This window comes from Vibrio sp. 970, from assembly GCF_033339075.1.
Genome location: NZ_JAWOTW010000011.1, coordinates 43,902 through 64,973, shown reverse-complemented (window position 1 = coordinate 64,973; position 21,072 = coordinate 43,902). Strand labels below are relative to the sequence as shown.

Sequence of the window (21,072 nt, the reverse complement as noted above, 5' to 3'; positions counted from 1 at the left end):
ACCATGACTAAAACAAACGCGACCGATCCATCCCAAATGCAAGCAGAAGAGCTGCTGTCTTTTCTGGAAGAGGGAGGCACGCTAAAAATGTTGCACGATGTGTCTCAGGACACCATCGAACACATTTATGCCGTAGGTTACAACTTTTTCCAATCGGGAAAGATTGAGCAAGCAGCGAAAGTATTTCAATTACTCAGCATGCTTGATCATTATCAGGCGCGATTTTTCATTGGCCTTGGCGCGGCTCGTCAGGAGTTGGGTGAGTATCTGCAGGCAATAGACGCCTACAGCTACGCAGCGCTAGTGGACGTAAATGATCCACGCCCACCTTTTCACTCTGCTGAATGTCACCTTAAACTGGAACAACTGACAGAAGCAGAGAGTGGGTTTTACAGCGCGAAGGAGATGTCTGCCGGAAAATCACAATATGCAGATTTGCATGAGCGTGCAGGCATCATGTTAGAAGCGGTGAGAAATAAAAAGGAGTAATTAGACTATGAGTTCTATTGCACTTGACCGCATCCAGACACAGGTTTATAGCCCTGAATCTGGCCAAGCCACGTTAGATAACGTGCAGAAAACGGCGTCTACAGCGACGCCTTCTGTGACGGTAGAAAACGTGAAGAGTAAAGATGCAGATGTACTGAACACCGGAAAAGTAAAAGTTCAGTTAGATGCACCTAACGCAGCTGTTAGTGACAAAGTGAATGATTTGACGCTAAAAGCCATGGCACAGCTGCAAAAGATCGTCGATACCATTGCAAAATCTCTCCATGCAGTTGCAGACCAAACAGGTTCGATTGCCGTCAAAATCATCGCAGGATCTGCTGATGATTTTGAAGTAGAGCTTGCTGCTATCACGGATAAACTGAAAAGTGCTCAAAACGAGCTGAAAATTCAGGAAGTGAAGGTCGCAAAAGCTAAGCACGAAAAAGAGATGGTGGAAAACCAAGACAAAATCAAAGAATCGGAAGCCGCTGCAAAAGAAGCCCAAAAATCAGGCTTAGCAGCGAAGATCTTTGGTTGGATCAGTGCGGTGGTTTCTATTGTTGTTGGTGCCGTAATGGTGGCAACGGGTGTTGGTGCAGCGGCCGGTGCACTTATGATCGCTGGTGGCGTCATGGGAGCAGTGAGCATGGCGTTGCAAGAGCCAGCCGTTCAAGATGCGCTAAAAGAAGCGGGCGTAAATGTCGATGTGCTAAACAAAGTCGTAATGGCATTAGAAATCGCCGTCGCGGTTATCGGAGCTGTTGTGACATTTGGTGGTGCAGCAGCTGGCGGTATCGCGAAACTTGCAGCGAAAGGTGCTGGTAAGGTAGCTCAAAAGGTCACGGAAATCGCTACGAAAGCCGCTGCAAACATGGCTAAAGTGGCGGATATGGGCACAAAAGCTGCGACAACAACAGCGAAAGCGATTCGTTATGGCGCAGAAACCGTCGATCTTGCCGTCAATGTGGGTAAAGGCGCAACGGACAGTGTCCACGCTGCTAACAATGCTCACGTGACAGAGATTCAGGCTGATATCACAGACCTTCGAGCCAAAATGACGTTAAGCCAGGCTGTCATTGATAAGCTCAAAGAAGAGATTGGTAAGTTGATGGAAGACTTCCAAGAGTTGATGAGCCTCATCATGCAAATGATTCAAGCGAAAAGTGAAACTATGCAAACGGTGTTAAGCCGTCCTGCAACGGTATAAGGAGTTTATTATGCTAGATAAAGTAGGCGGAACGGGTCGTGGTGAACTATACGGTTTAGGCGATACCATAAAAACCAACAAAGCAGAAAAAGCGCCGGAAACAAAGCTTGAAGCGGGCGCCGTTAAAAGCCAGAGTGAGTCAGGTGTTTCTGGTGCAGCACGCTACCAGTTAGAGACACCTAAAGCTCCTACAGTGAGTAACCAAGCTCAGGTTGTTGCAAACCTAATGAGCGCTCTTGCACCGACGGTGAGCTCATTAATGAGCACAACGATGAAAGCGCTTAACGGTGAGGAGGTGATCAAGTTACCATCAGATGCGGTATCACAATCGTTGACGCTATTAACATTGTTGTATCAAGTATCAAAGCTGAGCCGTGAGCAGCAAGTGCTACAACGTGAAATTGCTGTTGAAGCAAACGTCGCGAGTTTAGAAAGCCAAGCGGCAGAACTCAACAACTCGGCAAGCGCAATGATCGCGATGGCAGTCGTTTCGGGTGTATTAGCGGGTGCTACCGCAATTATTGGTGCCCTTGGTTCTTTCAAAGCAGGGAAAGAAATCAAGAATGAAATGGCGAGCAATAATGTACTGAAAACGCAAAAAGCTGGCTTCGATCAAGCAGAAGAGTTATTAAATAACAATAGCTTGTCTAAAACGCAGCAAGATCAGGTTAAGCGTGCGCACTCACTAGCGAAAGACAATATCGCAGACACGACAGCGCAGCTGACAAGTGGTGGCCGTAAGTTCGATAAGTTGATGAGCTCAAACCAAGCAAAGAACGCGATTCTTCAAGCTTTGGGCCAGATGGCAAACTCAGCATCGAATGTAGAGCAAACCAAAGCGCAAGCGCGCAGCAAAGATGATGAAGTACAAGCGACTCGCGCACAAGCAGCCAAACAGAAAGCCGATGAAAACATTGGTTTCCAAGAAGGTTTATTGAAAGAGCTACGTGACTTGTTCCGATCTATCTCAGATAGCCAGAACCAAGCGTGGCGAGCGTCAGTCCCAACGGTGTAACCATCCGTTTCACTAACTACAAAGCGTTGTTTATACAACGCTTTTTTTATGGGATTCAAGTCTAAATGCTATTTATCAGTAGGTTAAGTTGATAAAAAAGTATATATCTATAAATCAACCTCCAAGGATGAGAACTCAAACGTTATCAAATTGTTAACGGTTGCTATACTTAAACGGTCATCAACACAGGTAAAAGGGATGTTCAATGTTTAAGTTTAAGCAAATCGCACTTGCTGCTTCTTTAGCGGCACTCACAACAGGCTTTTCTGCGTCTGCGGAGGAAACGTTTGTCACGATTGGTACCGGTGGCGTAACAGGGGTTTATTATCCGACTGGTGGCGCTATTTGTCGCTTGGTTAACAAATCGCGAGAAGATCACGGTATCCGTTGTTCGGTAGAAAGTACTGGGGGATCGATTTATAACATCAACACTATTCGTGCTGGTGAATTGGACCTCGGTATCGCGCAATCAGACTGGCAGTATCATGCTTACAAAGGAACCAGTAAGTTTGAAGAAAGCGGGCCTTTTAAAGAGCTACGCGCCGTATTCTCCGTTCATCCAGAACCGTTTACTGTCGTTGCACGTAAAGACGCGAACATCAAAACTTTTGATGATTTGAAAGGTAAGCGCGTTAACATTGGTAATCCTGGTTCTGGTCAGCGAGGTACTATGGAAGTGCTAATGAACCAGTATGGTTGGAATAACGACGACTTTAAGCTTGTCTCTGAGTTAAAAGCAGCAGAGCAATCAAAAGCACTTTGTGATAACAAAATTGATGCGATGATTTATACCGTTGGTCACCCAAGTGGAGCGATTAAAGAAGCCACTACGTCGTGTGATAGTAATATCGTAACGGTAGCTGGACCTAATGTAGAAAAACTGGTTGCAGACAACAGCTTCTATCGTGTCGCAAATGTCCCGGGTGGTATGTATCGTGGCACAGATAGTGATGTTCAAACCTTTGGTGTGGGCGCGACGTTCGTTTCTTCTACTGCGGTACCAGAAGATGTGGTTTATAACGTGGTTAAAGCGGTATTTGAAAACTTCGATGATTTCCGCCGTCTCCACCCAGCGTTTGCAAACTTGAAGAAAGAGGAAATGGTAAAAGACGGTTTATCTGCGCCTCTTCACCCAGGTGCGCTCAAATACTACAAAGAAGTAGGGCTGATTAAGTAAGCGTTACCTTCTCTTATTATTGATGTAAAACGCCATCTTTCTCGATCAATGCCACTCGTTTAACTGCGAGTGGCATATTTCTATCTCTCGTCATCCTGTACAGCGACGAAGGAGCGTGATACAGGATCTTCCATCCGAGCACTTTGTGATCAAAATGGTTTCATTAGCCGCTCAGTGTAGTGCTATTAGATTCCTAACCTCGCTGGAGTGACACAAAAAATCGTTAAGCTATCTGCATTAATCTTTCGCGCTGGTGTTTTTGTAGGATTGTTATCCACTTGTACAAGTTTTGCTTAAACATAAACATCAATGAAAAAGTAGATAGTGATGAGAATAGAAGAAAGAGCAACAAACCCTTTAACATGATTGGGATTCAGTTGACGAGAGACGCGAGCTGCAAGATACCCACCTACCAACGTACCGACCAAAACAACACTACCTGTGTGCCAGTCAATGGAGCCATTGGCAACAAAAATCACGATAGCAATGAGTGAAACACACGTAGATACGAGCAATTTCAAACCGTTCATTAAATTAATGTCTTGGTGGCCCGCTACTACCAGATAGCTCAGAACAATAACCCCTAAACCTGCGTTGAAAAAACCACCGTAAGCAGAGACACCAACAAGTAGTAAACCCAACGCGATTGCTCCGAGTATGCCAGCATGTTTGTGCTCTTTCGTGACAGTTTTGATTAGCATTGTTAAACGAGAACCGGTGAGAAAAAGCACGGTGGCAAATAAGAGTAACCAAGGGATGGCTTCCATAAATAGCGACTCTGGCGTGTTGAGCAACAGATATGCTCCGACAGCGCCGCCGACTAAACTGAATGAGACTGTGAACAGCAGTTCATGCTTGTTCTTCATGATCTCTTCTCTGAACCCGACGGCTCCACTAATGTAACCCGCACATGAAGCATATGTGTTTGTTGCGTTAGCCATAATAGGAGGAACACCAACTGCCAATAGAGCCGGAAAAGTAATAAAGCTTCCGCCTCCCGCTATGGAGTTAATGATCCCACCAATTACGCCAGCAAAGAATAAAAGTGCGAGTTCTAAAAGCATAAACAATCCTTGTTATGTTCTTTTTCATTGTTAGAGCTTCAGATGATCTAACCTACATGCTCTAATGTTCTGATATGAGGTTTACTTTACCCGCTCTAAAACAAAATTGTTCAGTTCTGTAACGTTTTTGATGACATGAACGGCTTTAGTTTGAGAGTACCCTTCGAGGCGATACATAAAGTCATCATTCCAGAATGCGGGGCATTGCTGAAGAACTTTGCAGCTTTGTAACGTTCCTTTCAGTACCGAACTACCATCAGGCCAACCTTCAGGTTTTATGAATAGTCCTTTAAGGAGACGTTTCGTCACAAACCAATAGCTTACGGAGTATGGTAGATCAATATAAATGAGAGTATCGGCTGCATCTAAACGAGCGTTGAAAGAGCTGATCGGTCCAAGGCCATCTATAATCCAACGATCTGAGCTTAGTATATTGCTATGGGCTTCATCAAAAACGTTACGCTCAACGGGATCACCGTTTGGTTTATATACTATTGAATCTAATTGATGAAGAGGAAGACCGGTAGCAGACGCGATTGCTTTACTTACCGTCGATTTTCCACTGCCGGGTTTACCAAAAACTGCTATTTTTTGCATTGTGACCGCCTCCAAGAGAGCTTTTCCCATACGGTAGAGACAGAAAACCCACCGCTATGGGTGGGTTCGATAAATACTGAGCGCATCAAAAAATCCCACCATTCCTATGGAATGATGATAATTCGTTGGTTAAGTTGCGCTAAGTGTGTGTTCATACAATCACCTTCATATAACGACAGTGATTTGTCAATACCATCTGCACAATAAGCGAACGATTTGGAGGGCGGAAGATAAAGCCATCACGATGGATGGCTTTATCTAGGTTGAAAGAGACAGCGATTACTGCTCAACGCTGACTGGCTGTGCTTTAAACTTTTGAATCAGCTTTACGATTAGTGGACTTGCCAATACCAATACAGCTAAAACAGTAAAGGTAAGGGTAATAGGACGCTCCCATAGGAAACTCAGTTCTCCATCTGAAATCATTAATGCGCGGCGTAAGTTCTCTTCCATTAATCCTCCAAGGATGAAGCCCAGCAATAAAGGTGCGAGCGGGAAGTTAGCGAGCCGAAGTGCAATGGCAGCCATAGCCACAATCAGCATCACGAACACATCCATAGTGTTAAAAGAGACCAAATAAACCCCGGTGATTGAGAAGAATAAAATCATCGGTAGAAGCACCGTTCTCGGAACCGCCAAAAGCTTTGAAATGTACGGAATTAATGGTAAGTTCAGGATCACAAGTACGATGTTGCCGAAGTACATGGAAATGATCACTGACCAGAACACATCTGGGTGTTCAACAAATAGGCGAGGTCCAGGTTGAATACCATAAGCGATCAGCGCACCGAGCATTATTGCTGTTGTACCAGAGCCCGGAATACCAAGCGTTAATAGCGGTACAAATGAACCACTAGATGCTGCATTGTTCGCAGACTCTGGCGCAACCAAACCACGGATACTGCCTTTACCGAACTCATCCTTTTTCTCTTTAGGTGCGAGGTTGCGCTCCATACCATAGCTTAAAAAAGCAGCAATGGTTGCCCCTGCGCCAGGAAGAACGCCAGTGAAGAAACCTAATATTGAAGAGCGAATTGAAACAGGCGCAACATCTTTGATTTCTTCCTTGGTCACTTTCATTGAGCCAATGTTGCTCAGCTTTTCTTGTTCTTCATCGCTGGTGTCTTTTGATGGTTTAAGGATGCCCATCAGTGTCTCACCCAGTGCGAATGTCGCCATTGCAAGCAACAAGAAGCTAAAGCCATCCATTAAATCCGTTAAACCGAAGGTAAAGCGTTCAACGCCTACGCCTTTATCGATTCCAACTGTAGATAGCATCAAACCAAGAATGGTCATCATCCACGCTTTGATTACCTGACCTTTCCCCGCAAAAGCCGCGACTGCTGATAACCCAAGTAGCATCAACGCAAAATAGTCCGACGATTGGAAGCTAAGGGAGACGCTAGCCAATGCTGGTGCGGCAACAAGCAACATAATGGCAGATAGCGTACCGCCAGTGAAAGACGAATAAGCTGCCAAAGCTAATGCTTTACCTGCCTGGCCTTTTTGAGCCATTGGGTAGCCGTCGAATGCTGTGACCACGGTTGAAGAACAACCCGGCGCGTTAATTAAAATCGACGATGTAGAACCACCAAATACCGCACCGTAATAAACACCCGCCATTAAAATAAGGCCAGAGGAGGGCTCTAGGCCATAAGTAATTGGGATCATCAAAGCAATGGCTGAGATCGGCCCAAGTCCAGGTAACATGCCGATAAATGTACCGACGAAGCAACCAACGATCACCATCATAATGTTCATTGGCATTACTGCGGTGGATAAACCTTGTAGAATTCCATCTAACATAATTCAGTCCTTTCTTTGACTACCAGATGGTGAAAATCAAACCCGGTTCGAGATAGATGTCCAAACCTTGAGTGAGTAATAAGTAGAACGCGATCACGAATGGAAACGACGCGCCAAACAGAACGGGTTTACGTCTTTCCCCGAGCAGATAAAAGCCAGCCAATAAAAAGAAGCCAGTAGCTATCACAAAACCTAGATAAGTCAGGCCCACGCCGTAGAGCGCCATTAAAATTAAAAAGGCAATCAGTAACTTCCAATTGAAGGTCAGCACTGCGCCACTTTGTTTATCTGGTTGTCCTGTCACCAGCAATAGCAAAGAAAGGCCGACACCAACGTAAGTCAGGATGGTTGGCAGAGTACGTGCGGTGAATGGTTCATACTCATCACCTGGAAACAATGGAATCTGCGAGGTTTGATAACCGTAGCAAAGACAGAAAAGTAGAAAGATCATTGCGCCGACGCGGTCACGACAGAGCAAATACTCTTTGGTGAAAAAGTTGGTTGAACGAGGCATATTCAACTCCTAACAAAAGTAAAAAAGACCGCATATGGACGTTAATGAATAAACTAAACCATTAACAATTAAGCATTTCGCTGCTAGTCGAGCCGCTTTGGGTATATAAACAAAGGAGTGTGCATGCCGATTGTCGACAATGTCCATATGCGGTGAAACTTAGAGTGCAAATACAATGGGGAAATACCAACCTACGTTATTCATTGAGGTTGGTATCTGAGGGACCCCGATTCGACTGTTACTTCAGGAAGCCTAACTCGCGCATTAAGTCACCCATCTGTTGCTCTTGATCTTCAAGAAACGCGAAGAATGCTTTATCCGCTTTATAGTTGTCGATCCAACCATTGCGGTCTCGAACGACTTGCCATTCGTCGGTGTTATACATTTTAGTAAATGCGGCATTCCATTCATCTAGCTTTTCTTGGCTTGTGCCTGGTGCTGCAAAGAATCCACGCCAGTTAGCAAAGACAGTTTCATTACCATATTCGGTGAGAGTTGGAATGTTAGGCGCAGCTTCTAAACGTTTTGGTGCTGTAATCGCTAACACTTTCACTTGCCCAGACTTAGACATTTCGAGTACTTCACCTAGCCCTGTAGAGAGCAGTTGTGTTTCGCCTGAAAGTAGGGCTGCCATGGCTTTTCCACCTGCATCATAGGCAATGTAACGAACTTTACGCGCATCAAAACCTTCACCTTTGAAAGCTGCTGCTATAACCAAATGATCCATAGAACCACGAGCAGAGCCACCAGCAACCTTCACCTTACGTGGGTTTTCTTTAAAAGCTTTAACGACATCTTCCCAAGAGCTGTAAGGAGAATCGGCTGATGTAACAATGGCGCCATAATCGGCAACCGTTGCGGCAACAGGAGTCAAGTCGCGGAAAGATTGTGGGAAGATCCCACTGAGCGAGCGAACGACGATCGGTGTTGAGTTCACCATGAGTGTATCTTCTTGACGATCAGCCGTTTCAATCAAATGTGCGATTGCTTTGCCACCGCCACCACCAGATAGGTTTTGAAATGATACGGTTTCGATGATGTCTGACTTTATTAATACATCACCAGTACCTCGGGCGGTCATGTCCCAACCGCCACCGGCACCTCCAGGGATAAGAAAGTGCATTTTTTCAATATCTGCAGCAAGAGCGTTGAATGAAAATGAAGCTGCGATGATTGAAGCGGCGAGCGTTGGTTTGAGTACCTTTAACATGTTCACGTTCCTTATGTTGGCGACTCTATTTAGTTGAGCCTTATTGTTTTTGCTCAGTTGTCATGCCTTGTAAGCGTTAAAGCTGAACTTGGTGTAAAGGTTAATTAAGTGTTAAATATCTGTCTGTAAAAGAGATATAAAGAGAATATTGAGCATTTCGGTTATTTTGTTCATAAAGTTCACGGCGAGAAGTTGGTGTTAGGTCACGCGGCTTTACGCTTTGGTAGGCCATAATAAAATGACGGAAAATGAACGAGGAAAAGAGAATGAAAGGGACGTGTTTGTGCGGCGCAATTGAAGTCATCGCTGAGGTTAAAAATGAGGTTAGCCTGTGCCATTGCTCTATGTGTCGAAAATGGTCGAGTGGCGCACTTCATGCGGTGCATTGTGGGCCTAACGTAACGTTTAAGGGGGCCGAGCCAAAGCGTTATCAATCGTCTGACTGGGCGGTGAGAGGTTTTTGTGGCGAATGCGGCACAAACCTTTTCTATCATTTGTTGCCGACAGGTGAGTACATTCTTTCCGCTGGTTTGTTCGATAACCCAGATTTCAAACTCACTTTAGAGATTTTTACCGATGAAAAGCCAGCTTATTATGACCTCAATTCCGCTTCACAAAAGATGACTTCGCAACAAGTCTTTGATCAATTTGTACCTAAAGAATAGTTTTTTATCCGATTATTGTTCGACAGCTGAGCTTTTAGTTTTTAGATCATAAGCTTAAAGGTTTATAAGTTGTCGACAATATGAACTCACCATTCTTTATTTCTGCTAAAAAAGGCACTTAATGGGCATTTTAGGCCCATTTAAATTACGACCTTAGTCTAAATTGTCGACAATTAACTTGATTGTCGACACTTTGATCGACTACTTTATATTCAGGTTAAGAAATTGTAGACATTTCGATGTCGGTAACAAGAGTATCTGAATATGAACTCTGAGTTGAAAGCTCGTTATAAAGTGCTGGGTTCTGAGAAAGAACACACCAAATCCGAAACGCTGACCGAAACACTGATTGAAGTCATTGTTAATGGCGATGTGAAGCCTGGCCATAAGATATCAGAGCCTGAGCTAGCAAAGAAATATCAAGTCAGTCGTGGGCCTTTGCGTGAAGCATTGATGCGCTTAGAGGGGCTAGGGCTCATCGAGCGAATTCCTCATGTTGGGGCCAGAGTGACCACTTTTTCTCCGGAAAAGCTGATAGAACTTTATGCCGTTCGAGAAGCATTGGAAGGCATGGCGGCAAGGTTAGCTGCGCGACACATTACGCAAGAAGAGCTTTTAAGCTTGGAAATGCTATTGTCGACACATTCCAAGCATATAGACCAAATGGAAGGCGCGTCTTACTTCCATCAACATGGTGACTTTGATTTTCACTATCGCATCATCCAAGCGAGCAGAAACAGTAAGTTAATATCTCTGCTGTGTGATGAACTCTATCACTTATTACGGATGTATCGTTACCAGTCGCCACGTGCACAATCTCGCCCGAATGAGGCGCTCACCGAACACAAATTCATTTTGGAAGCCATTCGCAATCGCGATGAAGAGCTTGCAGAAATGTTGATGAGAAGACACATATCAGGAAGTCGAAAGCTCATCCAATCTCAAATTATACATACAGAAAGTTTAGACAAAGACTAGAAGGAATTCGTCATGAGCTTAACACCGGGAGCGAAATTCAGACTCGCCATTGAACAAAATAATCCACTACAAATTGTCGGCACTATAAACCCGTATTGCGCCATGATGGCAAAAAACTTGGGTCACCAAGCGATCTACTTGTCTGGTGGCGGTATCGCAAATGCGTCATACGGATTGCCGGATCTCGGTATCACAACATTAAACGACGTTTTGGTTGACGTTGACCGCATCACTAACGCATGTGATTTGCCTCTTTTGGTTGATATCGACACGGGTTTTGGCGGTGCATTTAACATTGCTCGCACGATCAAAGCGATGGAAAAAGCAGGCGCGGCAGCGGTGCACATGGAAGACCAAGTCGCACAGAAACGTTGTGGTCATCGTCCGAACAAAGCAATAGTCAGCCAGCAAGAGATGGTTGATCGTGTAAAAGCCGCGGTTGATGCACGCAATGATGAAAGTTTCGTGATTATGGCTCGTACTGACGCGTTAGCTGTTGAAGGCATGGACAGCGCAATCGAGCGCGCGATTGCGTGTGTGGAAGCTGGCGCAGACATGATCTTCCCCGAAGCGATGAACAAGCTGGACCAGTACCTTCAGTTTTCAAATGCGCTTGAGCAAGCGACCGGAAAGCACGTTCCTATTCTGGCTAATATTACAGAGTTTGGCGCGACACCGCTTTATGGCTGCGATGAGCTAGCGAAAGCAAAAGTGGACATGGTGCTTTATCCATTAAGTGCGTTCCGTGCCATGAACAAAGCTGCTGAAACGGTCTACAAACATTTGCTAGAAGTGGGTAATCAGGAAGCACTGGTTGATTCGATGCAAACACGTAAAGAGTTGTATCAGCACCTGAATTACCACGACTATGAAGACAAACTTGACCAGTTATTCTCTGAAGGGAAATAGCGGGGAAAAGCAAAAATAGACGGAAGCCCAAGAAAAAGATAATCGGAATTTATCTCATCTAATAACGTGAAATTCGTTTGGCTAAAAACACCCCAGAGAGGGAAAAGTCAGACAGAAAAGGAGTTCAAACAATGTCTCAAACTGCAGAAAAGAAAGCAGAATTAGGTGGCGCAGGCCTTCGTGGTCAAAGCGCAGGAAGCACAGCTTTATGTACTGTCGGAAAAACGGGAACTGGTCTAACTTATCGTGGATACGATATTACTGATCTTGCGAACAACGCACAGTTTGAAGAAGTGGCTCACCTTCTGTTACGCGGTCACTTACCGAATCAACAAGAACTTGATGCGTACAAGACACATCTACTCAGCCTTAGAGGTTTGCCAGCCGAGCTAAAACAAGCTTTAGAGTTGATTCCTGCAAGCGCACACCCAATGGACGTAATGCGCACGGGTTGTTCTGTATTGGGTAACCTAGAGCAGGAAATGAGCTTCGAGGAGCAACTGAAAGCAACCGAACGTATGCTTGCCTTGTTCCCTGCCATCATCTGTTACTGGTACCGCTTTAGTCATGATGGCGTGCGTATCAACACCGAGGATCAGACTGAAGATTGCATCGGTGGTTACTTTTTGCGATTACTTACAGACAAAGCGCCATCTGCGCTGCACAAACAAGTGATGCATTGCTCGCTTATTCTTTATGCTGAACATGAGTTTAATGCTTCTACATTCGCAGCACGCGTTTGTGCATCAACGTTGTCAGACATCCATTCTTGTATCACGGCAGCAATCGGTACGCTTCGTGGACCACTTCACGGAGGTGCGAACGAAGCGGCGATGGAAATGATTGAAGATTGGCAAACGCCCGACGAGGCGGAAGCGAACATCATGAAAATGCTAGCCAATAAAGACAAGATCATGGGCTTTGGTCATGCGATTTATCGTGAAAGTGACCCTCGCAACGCCTTAATAAAACGCTGGTCCAAAGAGTTATCGAAGCAAGTTGGTGATACACATCTATATGCGGTTTCTGAGCGTGTTGAATCAGTGATGAAGCGAGAGAAAGGTCTGTTCTGTAATGCGGACTTCTTCCATGCATCGGCTTACCACTTCATGGACATTCCAACCAAACTATTTACCCCAATCTTTGTGATGAGTCGTTTAACGGGCTGGGCTGCACACGTTTATGAACAGCGTGCCAATAACCGTATTATTCGCCCAAGTGCTGATTACACGGGCCCAGATCATCAAGAATGGGTGCCTATCGAGAATCGCTAGCGCGAAGGTCAACGAGGGCATTATATGCTTTGGTTGACCACCTCCTTCCTTTGTCATTCTCTCTAACAGAGGAAGGAGATCCTCTCATCACTGTGTTTCTGGAGCAATGGAAAACCTTGATGAAGGCAAGATGTAAAGACTGAATGGAAGCAAACCATGAACACAAATATTAATACTCAATATCGTAAGCCGCTTCCGGGAACTCAACTGGATTATTTTGATGCACGCGAAGCCGTCAATGCCATTTCTCCTGGAGCCTATGAAACACTCCCTTATACCTCTCGCGTGCTAGCTGAGCAACTGGTCCGTCGCTGTGACCCGAACACATTGACAGATAGCCTGAAACAGTTAATTGAACGCAAACGCGATCTTGATTTTCCTTGGTATCCAGCACGCGTTGTTTGTCATGACATTCTTGGTCAGACCGCTCTAGTCGATTTAGCGGGTCTACGCGATGCCATTTCAGATCAGGGCGGCGATCCTGCAAAAGTGAACCCAGTGGTTGAGACACAATTGATCGTTGACCACTCTTTAGCGGTTGAACATGCGGGCTTTGACCCTGATGCCTTCGACAAAAACCGCGCGATTGAAGAGCGCCGTAATGAAGACCGATTTCACTTTATCGAGTGGTGTAAAACAGCGTTTGAAAACGTCAGCGTGATTCCAGCTGGGAATGGCATCATGCACCAAATCAACTTGGAAAAAATGTCTCCTGTGGTACAAGCAAAGCAGGGCATTGCCTACCCTGACACCTGTGTGGGTACGGACAGTCACACGCCTCACGTAGACGCTCTTGGTGTTATTGCGATAGGTGTCGGTGGTCTGGAAGCAGAAACCGTCATGCTTGGCCGACCATCAATGATGCGTCTACCAGATATTGTCGGTGTCAAACTGACGGGTAAACGTCAACCGGGCATTACCGCAACGGATATTGTCCTCGCGATTACTGAGTTTCTTCGTAATGAGCGTGTGGTATCTTCATATCTTGAATTCTTCGGAGAAGGCGCACGTGATCTAACGATCGGAGACCGCGCAACGATTTCAAACATGACACCAGAATACGGCGCAACAGCTGGCATGTTTTATATTGATGAGCAGACCATCAATTACTTGAAACTAACTGGTCGAGATGAAGAACAAGTTGCTTTAGTAGAAAATTACGCAAAACAAACCGGTCTTTGGGCAGACGATCTTGATAGCGCAGTTTACGAGCGTGTACTTGAGTTCGATTTATCATCAGTTAGCCGTAACTTGGCTGGTCCGTCAAACCCTCATCGTCGTTTACCAACTTCTGAGTTGGCACAGCGCGGTATTTCTGGAGCGTGGGAAGAGAAAGAAGGCGAGTTGCCAGATGGTGCAGTGATCATCGCTGCTATTACCTCATGTACGAATACTAGTAACCCAAGAAACGTGGTTGCTGCTGGCCTTGTGGCGAAGAAAGCCAACGAACTTGGTCTTGTACGTAAACCTTGGGTGAAATCGTCTTTTGCTCCGGGTTCTAAAGTTGCACGCTTGTATCTGGAAGAAGCGGGCTTATTACCAGAGCTAGAGAAGCTTGGCTTTGGCATTGTTGGTTACGCATGTACAACTTGTAACGGTATGAGTGGTGCGCTGGATCCAAAAATCCAACAAGAGATCATCGACCGTGATTTATATGCAACAGCGGTGCTTTCTGGTAACCGTAACTTTGATGGTCGAATCCATCCGTACGCCAAACAAGCTTTCTTGGCTTCACCACCATTGGTTGTCGCTTATGCGCTAGCGGGTACCATTCGTTTTGATATCGAGCGCGATGCATTGGGCTCGGACCAACACGGCAAACCAATTTATCTCAATGATTTGTGGCCAAGCGATGAAGAGATCGATGCAGTTGTCGGTACTCATGTTAAACCTGAGCAGTTTAAGCAAGTTTACATTCAGATGTTTAAGCTGAATGATCAAGAGCAAAATCCCAACCCGCTGTACGACTGGCGTCCGATGAGTACCTATATCCGCCGACCACCGTACTGGGAAGGTGCGCTAGCGGGAGAAAGAACATTGTCTGGTATGCGTCCATTGGCGATTCTGGGCGACAACATCACCACTGATCACTTATCACCATCCAACGCGATTCTCGCAAGCAGCGCAGCAGGTGAATACTTAGCGAAAATGGGTGTGCCAGAAGAAGATTTCAACTCTTACGCGACTCACCGTGGTGACCACTTAACGGCGCAACGCGCGACCTTCGCTAACCCAAAGTTGTTCAATGAAATGGTGAAGGAAAACGGCGGAGTCGTGCAGGGATCTCTGGCGCGTGTAGAGCCAGAAGGGCAGGTGGTTCGTATGTGGGAAGCGATTGAAACCTACATGAATCGTAAACAACCATTGATCGTGGTGGCTGGCGCGGATTACGGTCAGGGGTCATCCCGTGACTGGGCAGCAAAAGGCGTTCGACTGGCAGGCGTAGAAGCCATTGTTGCTGAAGGATTTGAGCGTATTCACCGTACTAACTTGGTTGGCATGGGCGTACTACCACTGCAATTCAAGTCGGGCGTTAACCGCAATACGCTAGATCTGGATGGTACGGAACTTTACGACGTGGTTGGAGAAATCAAGCCGGGCGCTGATTTAGCGCTGGTTATCACACGCAGCAACGGCGATAAAGTCGATGTTCCGGTTACTTGTCGCTTAGATACCGCTGACGAAGTTCACGTGTACAACGCGGGCGGTGTTCTGCAGCGTTTCGCGCAAGATTTCTTGGCACAATAAGGAGTGCGTATGTCAAATAATACTCCGAATCAAACAAGCCAAATAAAAGTGCCCGCGACGTACATGCGTGGCGGCACGAGTAAAGGTGTCTTTTTCAACCTAGAGGATTTACCTCAAGAAGCGCAAGTGGCTGGAGCCGCACGTGACAAACTGTTGCTACGCGTTATTGGCAGCCCTGATCCTTACGCGAAGCAAATTGATGGCATGGGGGGCGCGACGTCAAGCACCAGTAAAACAGTGATTGTTTCGCGCAGCAGCAGAGCCGATCACGATGTTGACTACTTATTTGGTCAAGTGTCGATCGACAAACCATTCGTCGATTGGAGCGGTAACTGCGGCAACTTGTCTGCCGCTGTCGGTCCTTTCGCCATTCATGCTGGTCTGATCCCACAAGATCGCATTCCAGAAAATGGCATTGTGACGGTGCGTGTTTGGCAGGTGAACATCAGCAAAACCATCTTGATTCACGTGCCAATCGTCAATGGTTTCGTTCAAGAAACCGGCGAATTTGAGCTCGATGGCGTGACGTTTCCGGCCGCCGAGATTCAAGTCGATTTCGTTGACCCTTCTGATGGCGAAGGAAGTATGTTCCCTACGGGTAACTTAGTTGATGATTTAGTGGTGCCGGATGTGGGTACGTTCAACGCGACCTTTATTAACGCGGGCATACCAACCATTTTTATTGATGCTGAATCGATTGGATATCAGGGCACCGAGCTGCAAGACGATATCAACAACGATGACACAGCATTAGCAATGTTCGAATCCATCCGTGCATATGGCGCGTTAAAAATGGGCCTGATTTCTGATTTAGAAGAAGCTCAAACACGCCAACATACGCCGAAAATAGCGTTTGTTTCTAAACCGAAAAGTTACCTGTCTTCAAGTGGTAAAGCCGTTAATGAGTCGGATATTGATGTGCTCGTTCGCGCGCTGTCGATGGGCAAGCTACATCATGCAATGATGGGAACAGCAGCCGTTGCTATTGCTTCTGCTGCGTGTGTGCCCGGAACGTTAGTGAATTTAGCCGCTGGTGGCGGTGAAAAAGAGTCCGTGACTTTTGGCCACCCGTCAGGAACGTTAAAAGTTGGGGCACAAGCGAAGCAAACTGAGCAGGGCTGGGTGGTGCAAAAAGCCATTATGAGCCGAAGTGCGAGAATACTGATGGAGGGATTTGTGCGTGTACCCTTCTATGTCTTCGATTAAAAGAGACGATCTTTGGATTAAAAGAGCGATCTTTGAGTAGAACGAGAGCAATGTCAGGACATACTGGAGGAAGCAATATGTCTTCATACGAAAAAGAATACTTATGGGCGAAGAATGAACCGGAGAGTTTTTGGCGCGCTCAAGCGGAGAATATCGATTGGTTTGAATCTCCTAAAACTATCTTGAAATCTGATGAAAACGGCATAGAACGTTGGTTTCCAGATGGTGTAATGAATACGTGCTGGTTAGCATTAGATTACCATTGCGAGCAAGGACGCGGTGATAATACTGCACTCATTTATGACTCGCCAGTGACAGGTCGTAAAGCCACGTACACCTATAGCGACCTACGTGACCAAGTAGCAAAAATTGCTGGCATGCTGTCTGCTCAAGGTGTTGAAAAAGGCGACCGAGTCGTTATTTATATGCCGATGATCCCAGAAGCCGCAATGGCGATGCTTGCCTGCGCGCGTTTGGGGGCGATTCATTCCGTAGTATTCGGCGGTTTTGCTCCTAATGAGCTTGCTGTACGAATTGAAGATGCAGAGCCGAAAGTGATCATGACGGCGTCGTGCGGGATTGAGATCAACAAAGTCATTCCATACAAACCAATGGTAGACAAAGCCATTATGGACAGCCGTTGGAAGCCTGAGAAAGTGTTTGTTTTCCAACGTCCAGAGTGCGACGCTGAGCTAAACCAAGATAGAGACTTAGATTGGCAGCGAGAGTACAACCAAGCGCTGCCACATGGTTGTGTTCCGGTGTTAGCAACCGATCCGCTCTACATACTTTATACATCGGGTACGACAGGTAAGCCGAAAGGCGTTGTGCGTGATAACGGTGGCCATGCTGTCGCGATGAAGTACTCCATGAGCGCAATCTATAACATTCCTCAAGATGGCGTCTTTTGGGCGGCATCTGATGTGGGCTGGGTAGTAGGGCACTCTTACATTGTTTACGCTCCACTGATTCACGGTTGCACTACTATCCTATTCGAAGGCAAGCCTGTTCGAACACCGGATCCTGGCGCATTTTGGCGAGTGTGTGATGAATATAAAGTAGATGCGTTGTTCTCTGCACCAACGGCGTTTCGTGCGATTAAGAAAGAGGACCCGGAAGGCGAGCACTTAAAACAGTACGACTTGTCGAATCTGAAAACCATCTTTATGGCGGGAGAACGCCTCGACCCTCCGACACTGGAGTGGGTTCAGAGCAAAGCGGACAAGCCCGTTATTGACCACTGGTGGCAAACCGAGACGGGCTGGGCCATCTCGGGCAACCCGACAGGTGTCGAAATGATGCCAGTTAAAGCTGGTTCTTCGACGAAGCCCATTCCGGGTTATCAGGTCGAGATTCTGAATGAACTTGGAGAGGCTGTCGGGCCTAACCAACAAGGCTTTGTCGCATTAAAACGTCCGCTACCACCAAGTTGTCTGCCAACGGTTTGGCGTAATCATGACCGTTTTGAAACTGGTTATCTTAGCCAATTCCCAGGCTACTACGTGTCAGGTGATGGTGGATATCTGGATGAAGACGGTTACCTGTTTATTATGGGACGTATTGATGACGTGATTAATGTCGCTGGACACCGATTGTCGACAGGTGAAATGGAAGAAATAGTAGGAGGCCACCCAGCGATTGCAGAATGTGCGGTGGTTGGTATCCACGATGATCTAAAAGGTCAGCTTCCACTTGGTTTTGTGGTACTAAAAGACGGTGTTAAAGTGGATGAGCTAGACCTTGAGGGTGAGCTTGTTGGCAAAGTGCGTAGTGAGATAGGTGCAGTTGCTTGCTTCAAGCATGCGTTGGTTGTAGACCGTTTACCGAAAACACGTTCAGGTAAAATTTTGCGTCGAACTATACGTCAAATAGCTGATGGTGAAAAATACACCGTTCCGTCAACGATTGATGACCCAAGTAGCTTGAACGAAATTGAGCGAGTGCTACGACGCTGAGAAAAACTCAATTCTAACTAACCCCTGATCCTCGAACTCTGTTGGTTGGTTCTGCCTCTGTACGTTTATTAAGTGCAGGGGCCTTTTTGTTGTTCAAACAGTACAAACGTATCGTGAAAGCATTTGTGACTTGCCAATACGACGTTTTCCTCACAAACTACAGCCATTCCATTTTTAGTGACCCTTTGTATGACCACGTTTGCGATTAAACCTGCGTGTTTTAGCGACCTAGAGTTGCTCAACGATCTTATGTTCGAGCTTCATGATGAGCATCATCTTCAATCTCCTGAGCTTTTCAAAACGGCAGAGGAGATAGAACAAGAAAAAAGCATTGCTCGATATATTGACGACCCTGAGTGCCTTGTTTACGTAGCAAAACAAGGAGATGAAATTATTGGCTTTATCTCTGGTCACTTCTGTGAACTTATTTCTACCGTCAGCCAGCCAGTTATGATGGGAAGTGTGGATGAGCTCTATGTGCTGCCTGAATATCGAAAACAAGGTACGGCGCAGGCATTGATTAATAAAATTGAGTCAACGTTCTCTGATTACGGTGCAAAACAGATGTTTGTTGAAGTATGGCATTTTAACCAGGGCGCAATATCTTTGTATGAAAAACAAGGATTTGCACATCATATCCACTATTTAAGAAAACCGCTGAACGAATAATCGTATTTAACTTTAATATTGTGATTTAGGTTCTATCGAATTGAAATCATTCAGTTCGTCAATAGACTTTTCTCTATAAGTTGCTCGCAATGTTAACAAATTGATATGCACCCACATTGGTATCGGCGTTTTTGTCTGCTTGTTTATTAGTAGCACGAGGATCGTGCTTACAAAAACAAGAGGACAATATTTTGAAACTAACAAAATCGTTACTTGCTTTAGCCGTTTTGCCAATGTTCGCAAGTGCTGATGATTTGTCACAGACGCAAAATCATACTATCCAACCCCAGATCGTAGGCGGAGTAACTGCCGACCCACGTGACTGGAAATTCTACACCCAAATTGTTAGTCGTTATGGTAACCGATCATATTGTGGGGCCAGTTATATCGGGAATGGTTACGTCCTGACTGCTGCGCATTGTGTTGAGGGTGATTCTCCGAATCAGATAGCGGTTAAAATCGGTGGCGTTGTTTATAACGGTAGTGACGGTGTTCGTGCAAACGTCAGTGAGATCCATATGCACCCGGCATATCGCCGCGCGACGCTTTCTCACGACCTCGCGGTATTGAAGCTCGACTCTGTGCCTCAAGGTGTTTCTTCAGTTGAGATTGCGAATGGCAGTCTAACGCAATACGCGAGCATCGGAGATTGGCTTAGTGTTGCTGGCTTAGGGCGAACTTCTGAAGGAGGAAGCTCTCCGTCTCGATTGCAAGAGGTTGACGTCCCACTTGTGTCGGATATGACTTGCCGTCAAGCCGGTGGCAACTACACAACGGTTGGAGAAGTGTCATTCTGTGCGGGTATTCCTCAAGGTGGGATAGATTCTTGTCAGGGAGATAGTGGTGGTCCAATCGTCATTAATCGCAGTGGTGTAATTACTCAACTTGGTGTGGTCAGTTGGGGAATAGGTTGTGCTCGTCCTGGTATGTATGGGGTTTATAGCGATATCGCTGCTATGCGCAATTTTGTCGATGGTGTTATCGGAACAGCAACACCACCAAAAGAAAATGTTTCTGTTGGATACACCACCGAACAGACACTGGCATCATTTAATGTTGGGGAGTTACAGCAACATAGCTTTGTTATCCAGAATTCAGGGAGCACCACGTTCACTGTGGAAAATGTTCGCGCGTTTGCTTCGGGTGTTACCGATGCAGCTGTTATTGCCAATGATCAGTGCTCTCAGGCGACGTTAGCAATGAATGCAAGTTGTCGTGTTGATGTTGAATTTGGTGCTACTCAGAGCGGAGAAGCAAGAGTGGCTTTGAACTTCAACGTTGATAAGACCAGCACACAATACCAAGCGTTAGTATCCGCTCAAGCGAAAACGGTGACAACGCCTCCCACAGATAGCTGTACAACTGTATGGCAAGACAGCTTAGTGTATCTCAAAGGAGATACGGTTACTTGGAATGGTAAAGTTTGGCAAGCGCAGTGGTGGACTCAAGGTGATAATCCAGCAGACTCAGGGCCTTGGGGTGTTTGGCAAAAAGTAGGCGATGCGAATTGCACGTCTAACTAACTATCGGGCCAGTGAATTTGATTCGTTGACCATGAGATAAGATTCATTCTTGGTTTCAACGATCAG

The 21,072-nt window shown here is 46.0% G+C and carries 18 protein-coding genes; 13 read left to right on the top strand and 5 right to left on the bottom strand.

What is annotated here, in order from left to right; translation table 11 throughout:
* The first annotated feature begins 3 nt into the window (after nucleotides 1-3).
* The 4 genes from vcrH to R7Q11_RS16555 all read left to right on the top strand — a co-directional run bounded on the left by vcrH (nucleotide 4) and on the right by R7Q11_RS16555 (nucleotide 3,888).
* Nucleotides 4-489 carry a SycD/LcrH family type III secretion system chaperone VcrH gene (gene vcrH / locus R7Q11_RS16570; protein ID WP_005377258.1) on the top strand — a complete coding sequence of 162 codons (486 nt, stop codon included), beginning with the start codon at nucleotides 4-6 and terminating at the stop codon, nucleotides 487-489.
* A 7-nt stretch (nucleotides 490-496) separates the two neighbouring features.
* Nucleotides 497-1,696, top strand: a complete 1,200-nt coding sequence (gene vopB, locus R7Q11_RS16565) for a type III secretion system translocon subunit VopB (RefSeq protein WP_005377260.1) — start codon at nucleotides 497-499, stop codon at nucleotides 1,694-1,696.
* Between the two features lie 10 nt (nucleotides 1,697-1,706).
* Nucleotides 1,707-2,711 (top strand): type III secretion system translocon subunit VopD, encoded by a 1,005-nt coding sequence (gene vopD / locus R7Q11_RS16560; RefSeq protein WP_225466593.1) that lies wholly within the window; start codon nucleotides 1,707-1,709, stop codon nucleotides 2,709-2,711.
* A gap of 205 nt (nucleotides 2,712-2,916) precedes the next feature.
* Nucleotides 2,917-3,888 carry a TAXI family TRAP transporter solute-binding subunit gene (locus R7Q11_RS16555; RefSeq protein ID WP_225466592.1) on the top strand — a complete coding sequence of 324 codons (972 nt, stop codon included), beginning with the start codon at nucleotides 2,917-2,919 and terminating at the stop codon, nucleotides 3,886-3,888.
* Between the two features lie 293 nt (nucleotides 3,889-4,181).
* Here the strand turns inward: R7Q11_RS16555 and R7Q11_RS16550 are convergent, their stop codons facing one another.
* From R7Q11_RS16550 to R7Q11_RS16530, 5 genes are all read right to left on the bottom strand, one after another.
* Nucleotides 4,182-4,952, bottom strand: a complete 771-nt coding sequence (locus R7Q11_RS16550; protein WP_225466591.1) for a sulfite exporter TauE/SafE family protein — start codon at nucleotides 4,950-4,952, stop codon at nucleotides 4,182-4,184.
* Nucleotides 4,953-5,033: 81 nt separating this feature from the next.
* The gene (locus tag R7Q11_RS16545) at nucleotides 5,034-5,549 is read right to left on the bottom strand and encodes an adenylate kinase (protein WP_225466590.1); all 516 of its coding nucleotides are present in this window, start codon (nucleotides 5,547-5,549) and stop codon (nucleotides 5,034-5,036) included.
* A gap of 279 nt (nucleotides 5,550-5,828) precedes the next feature.
* A complete protein-coding gene (locus R7Q11_RS16540) occupies nucleotides 5,829-7,355 on the bottom strand; it encodes a tripartite tricarboxylate transporter permease (protein WP_005388177.1) in 1,527 nt (508 codons plus the stop codon).
* 19 nt (nucleotides 7,356-7,374) lie between these two features.
* Nucleotides 7,375-7,869, bottom strand: coding sequence for a tripartite tricarboxylate transporter TctB family protein (locus tag R7Q11_RS16535; RefSeq protein WP_005388179.1), 495 nt, complete (start codon nucleotides 7,867-7,869; stop codon nucleotides 7,375-7,377).
* Nucleotides 7,870-8,107: 238 nt separating this feature from the next.
* The gene (locus R7Q11_RS16530) at nucleotides 8,108-9,079 is read right to left on the bottom strand and encodes a tripartite tricarboxylate transporter substrate binding protein (protein ID WP_225466589.1); all 972 of its coding nucleotides are present in this window, start codon (nucleotides 9,077-9,079) and stop codon (nucleotides 8,108-8,110) included.
* A 266-nt stretch (nucleotides 9,080-9,345) separates the two neighbouring features.
* Between R7Q11_RS16530 and R7Q11_RS16525 the strand changes: the two genes are divergently transcribed.
* From R7Q11_RS16525 to R7Q11_RS16485, 9 genes are all read left to right on the top strand, one after another.
* A complete protein-coding gene (locus tag R7Q11_RS16525; protein WP_005377278.1) occupies nucleotides 9,346-9,744 on the top strand; it encodes a GFA family protein in 399 nt (132 codons plus the stop codon).
* A gap of 264 nt (nucleotides 9,745-10,008) precedes the next feature.
* Nucleotides 10,009-10,722, top strand: coding sequence for a GntR family transcriptional regulator (locus tag R7Q11_RS16520; RefSeq protein ID WP_005377279.1), 714 nt, complete (start codon nucleotides 10,009-10,011; stop codon nucleotides 10,720-10,722).
* Between the two features lie 12 nt (nucleotides 10,723-10,734).
* The gene (gene prpB / locus R7Q11_RS16515) at nucleotides 10,735-11,631 is read left to right on the top strand and encodes a methylisocitrate lyase (protein ID WP_005388185.1); all 897 of its coding nucleotides are present in this window, start codon (nucleotides 10,735-10,737) and stop codon (nucleotides 11,629-11,631) included.
* A gap of 131 nt (nucleotides 11,632-11,762) precedes the next feature.
* Entirely contained in the window at nucleotides 11,763-12,905 is a 1,143-nt protein-coding gene (gene prpC, locus R7Q11_RS16510) for a 2-methylcitrate synthase (RefSeq protein ID WP_005377283.1), read from the top strand.
* 156 nt (nucleotides 12,906-13,061) lie between these two features.
* Nucleotides 13,062-15,653: a Fe/S-dependent 2-methylisocitrate dehydratase AcnD gene (acnD, locus tag R7Q11_RS16505; protein ID WP_225466588.1), complete on the top strand. Its 2,592-nt coding sequence runs from the start codon at nucleotides 13,062-13,064 to the stop codon at nucleotides 15,651-15,653.
* A 9-nt stretch (nucleotides 15,654-15,662) separates the two neighbouring features.
* A complete protein-coding gene (gene prpF, locus R7Q11_RS16500; RefSeq protein WP_005377286.1) occupies nucleotides 15,663-16,859 on the top strand; it encodes a 2-methylaconitate cis-trans isomerase PrpF in 1,197 nt (398 codons plus the stop codon).
* A gap of 77 nt (nucleotides 16,860-16,936) precedes the next feature.
* Nucleotides 16,937-18,814, top strand: coding sequence for a propionyl-CoA synthetase (locus tag R7Q11_RS16495; RefSeq protein ID WP_225466587.1), 1,878 nt, complete (start codon nucleotides 16,937-16,939; stop codon nucleotides 18,812-18,814).
* A gap of 189 nt (nucleotides 18,815-19,003) precedes the next feature.
* Complete coding sequence (locus R7Q11_RS16490; protein ID WP_005377290.1) at nucleotides 19,004-19,483, top strand: GNAT family N-acetyltransferase; 480 nt, start codon at nucleotides 19,004-19,006, stop codon at nucleotides 19,481-19,483.
* Between the two features lie 191 nt (nucleotides 19,484-19,674).
* Nucleotides 19,675-21,006, top strand: a complete 1,332-nt coding sequence (locus R7Q11_RS16485) for a trypsin-like serine protease (protein WP_225466586.1) — start codon at nucleotides 19,675-19,677, stop codon at nucleotides 21,004-21,006.
* Nucleotides 21,007-21,072: the final 66 nt, after the last annotated feature.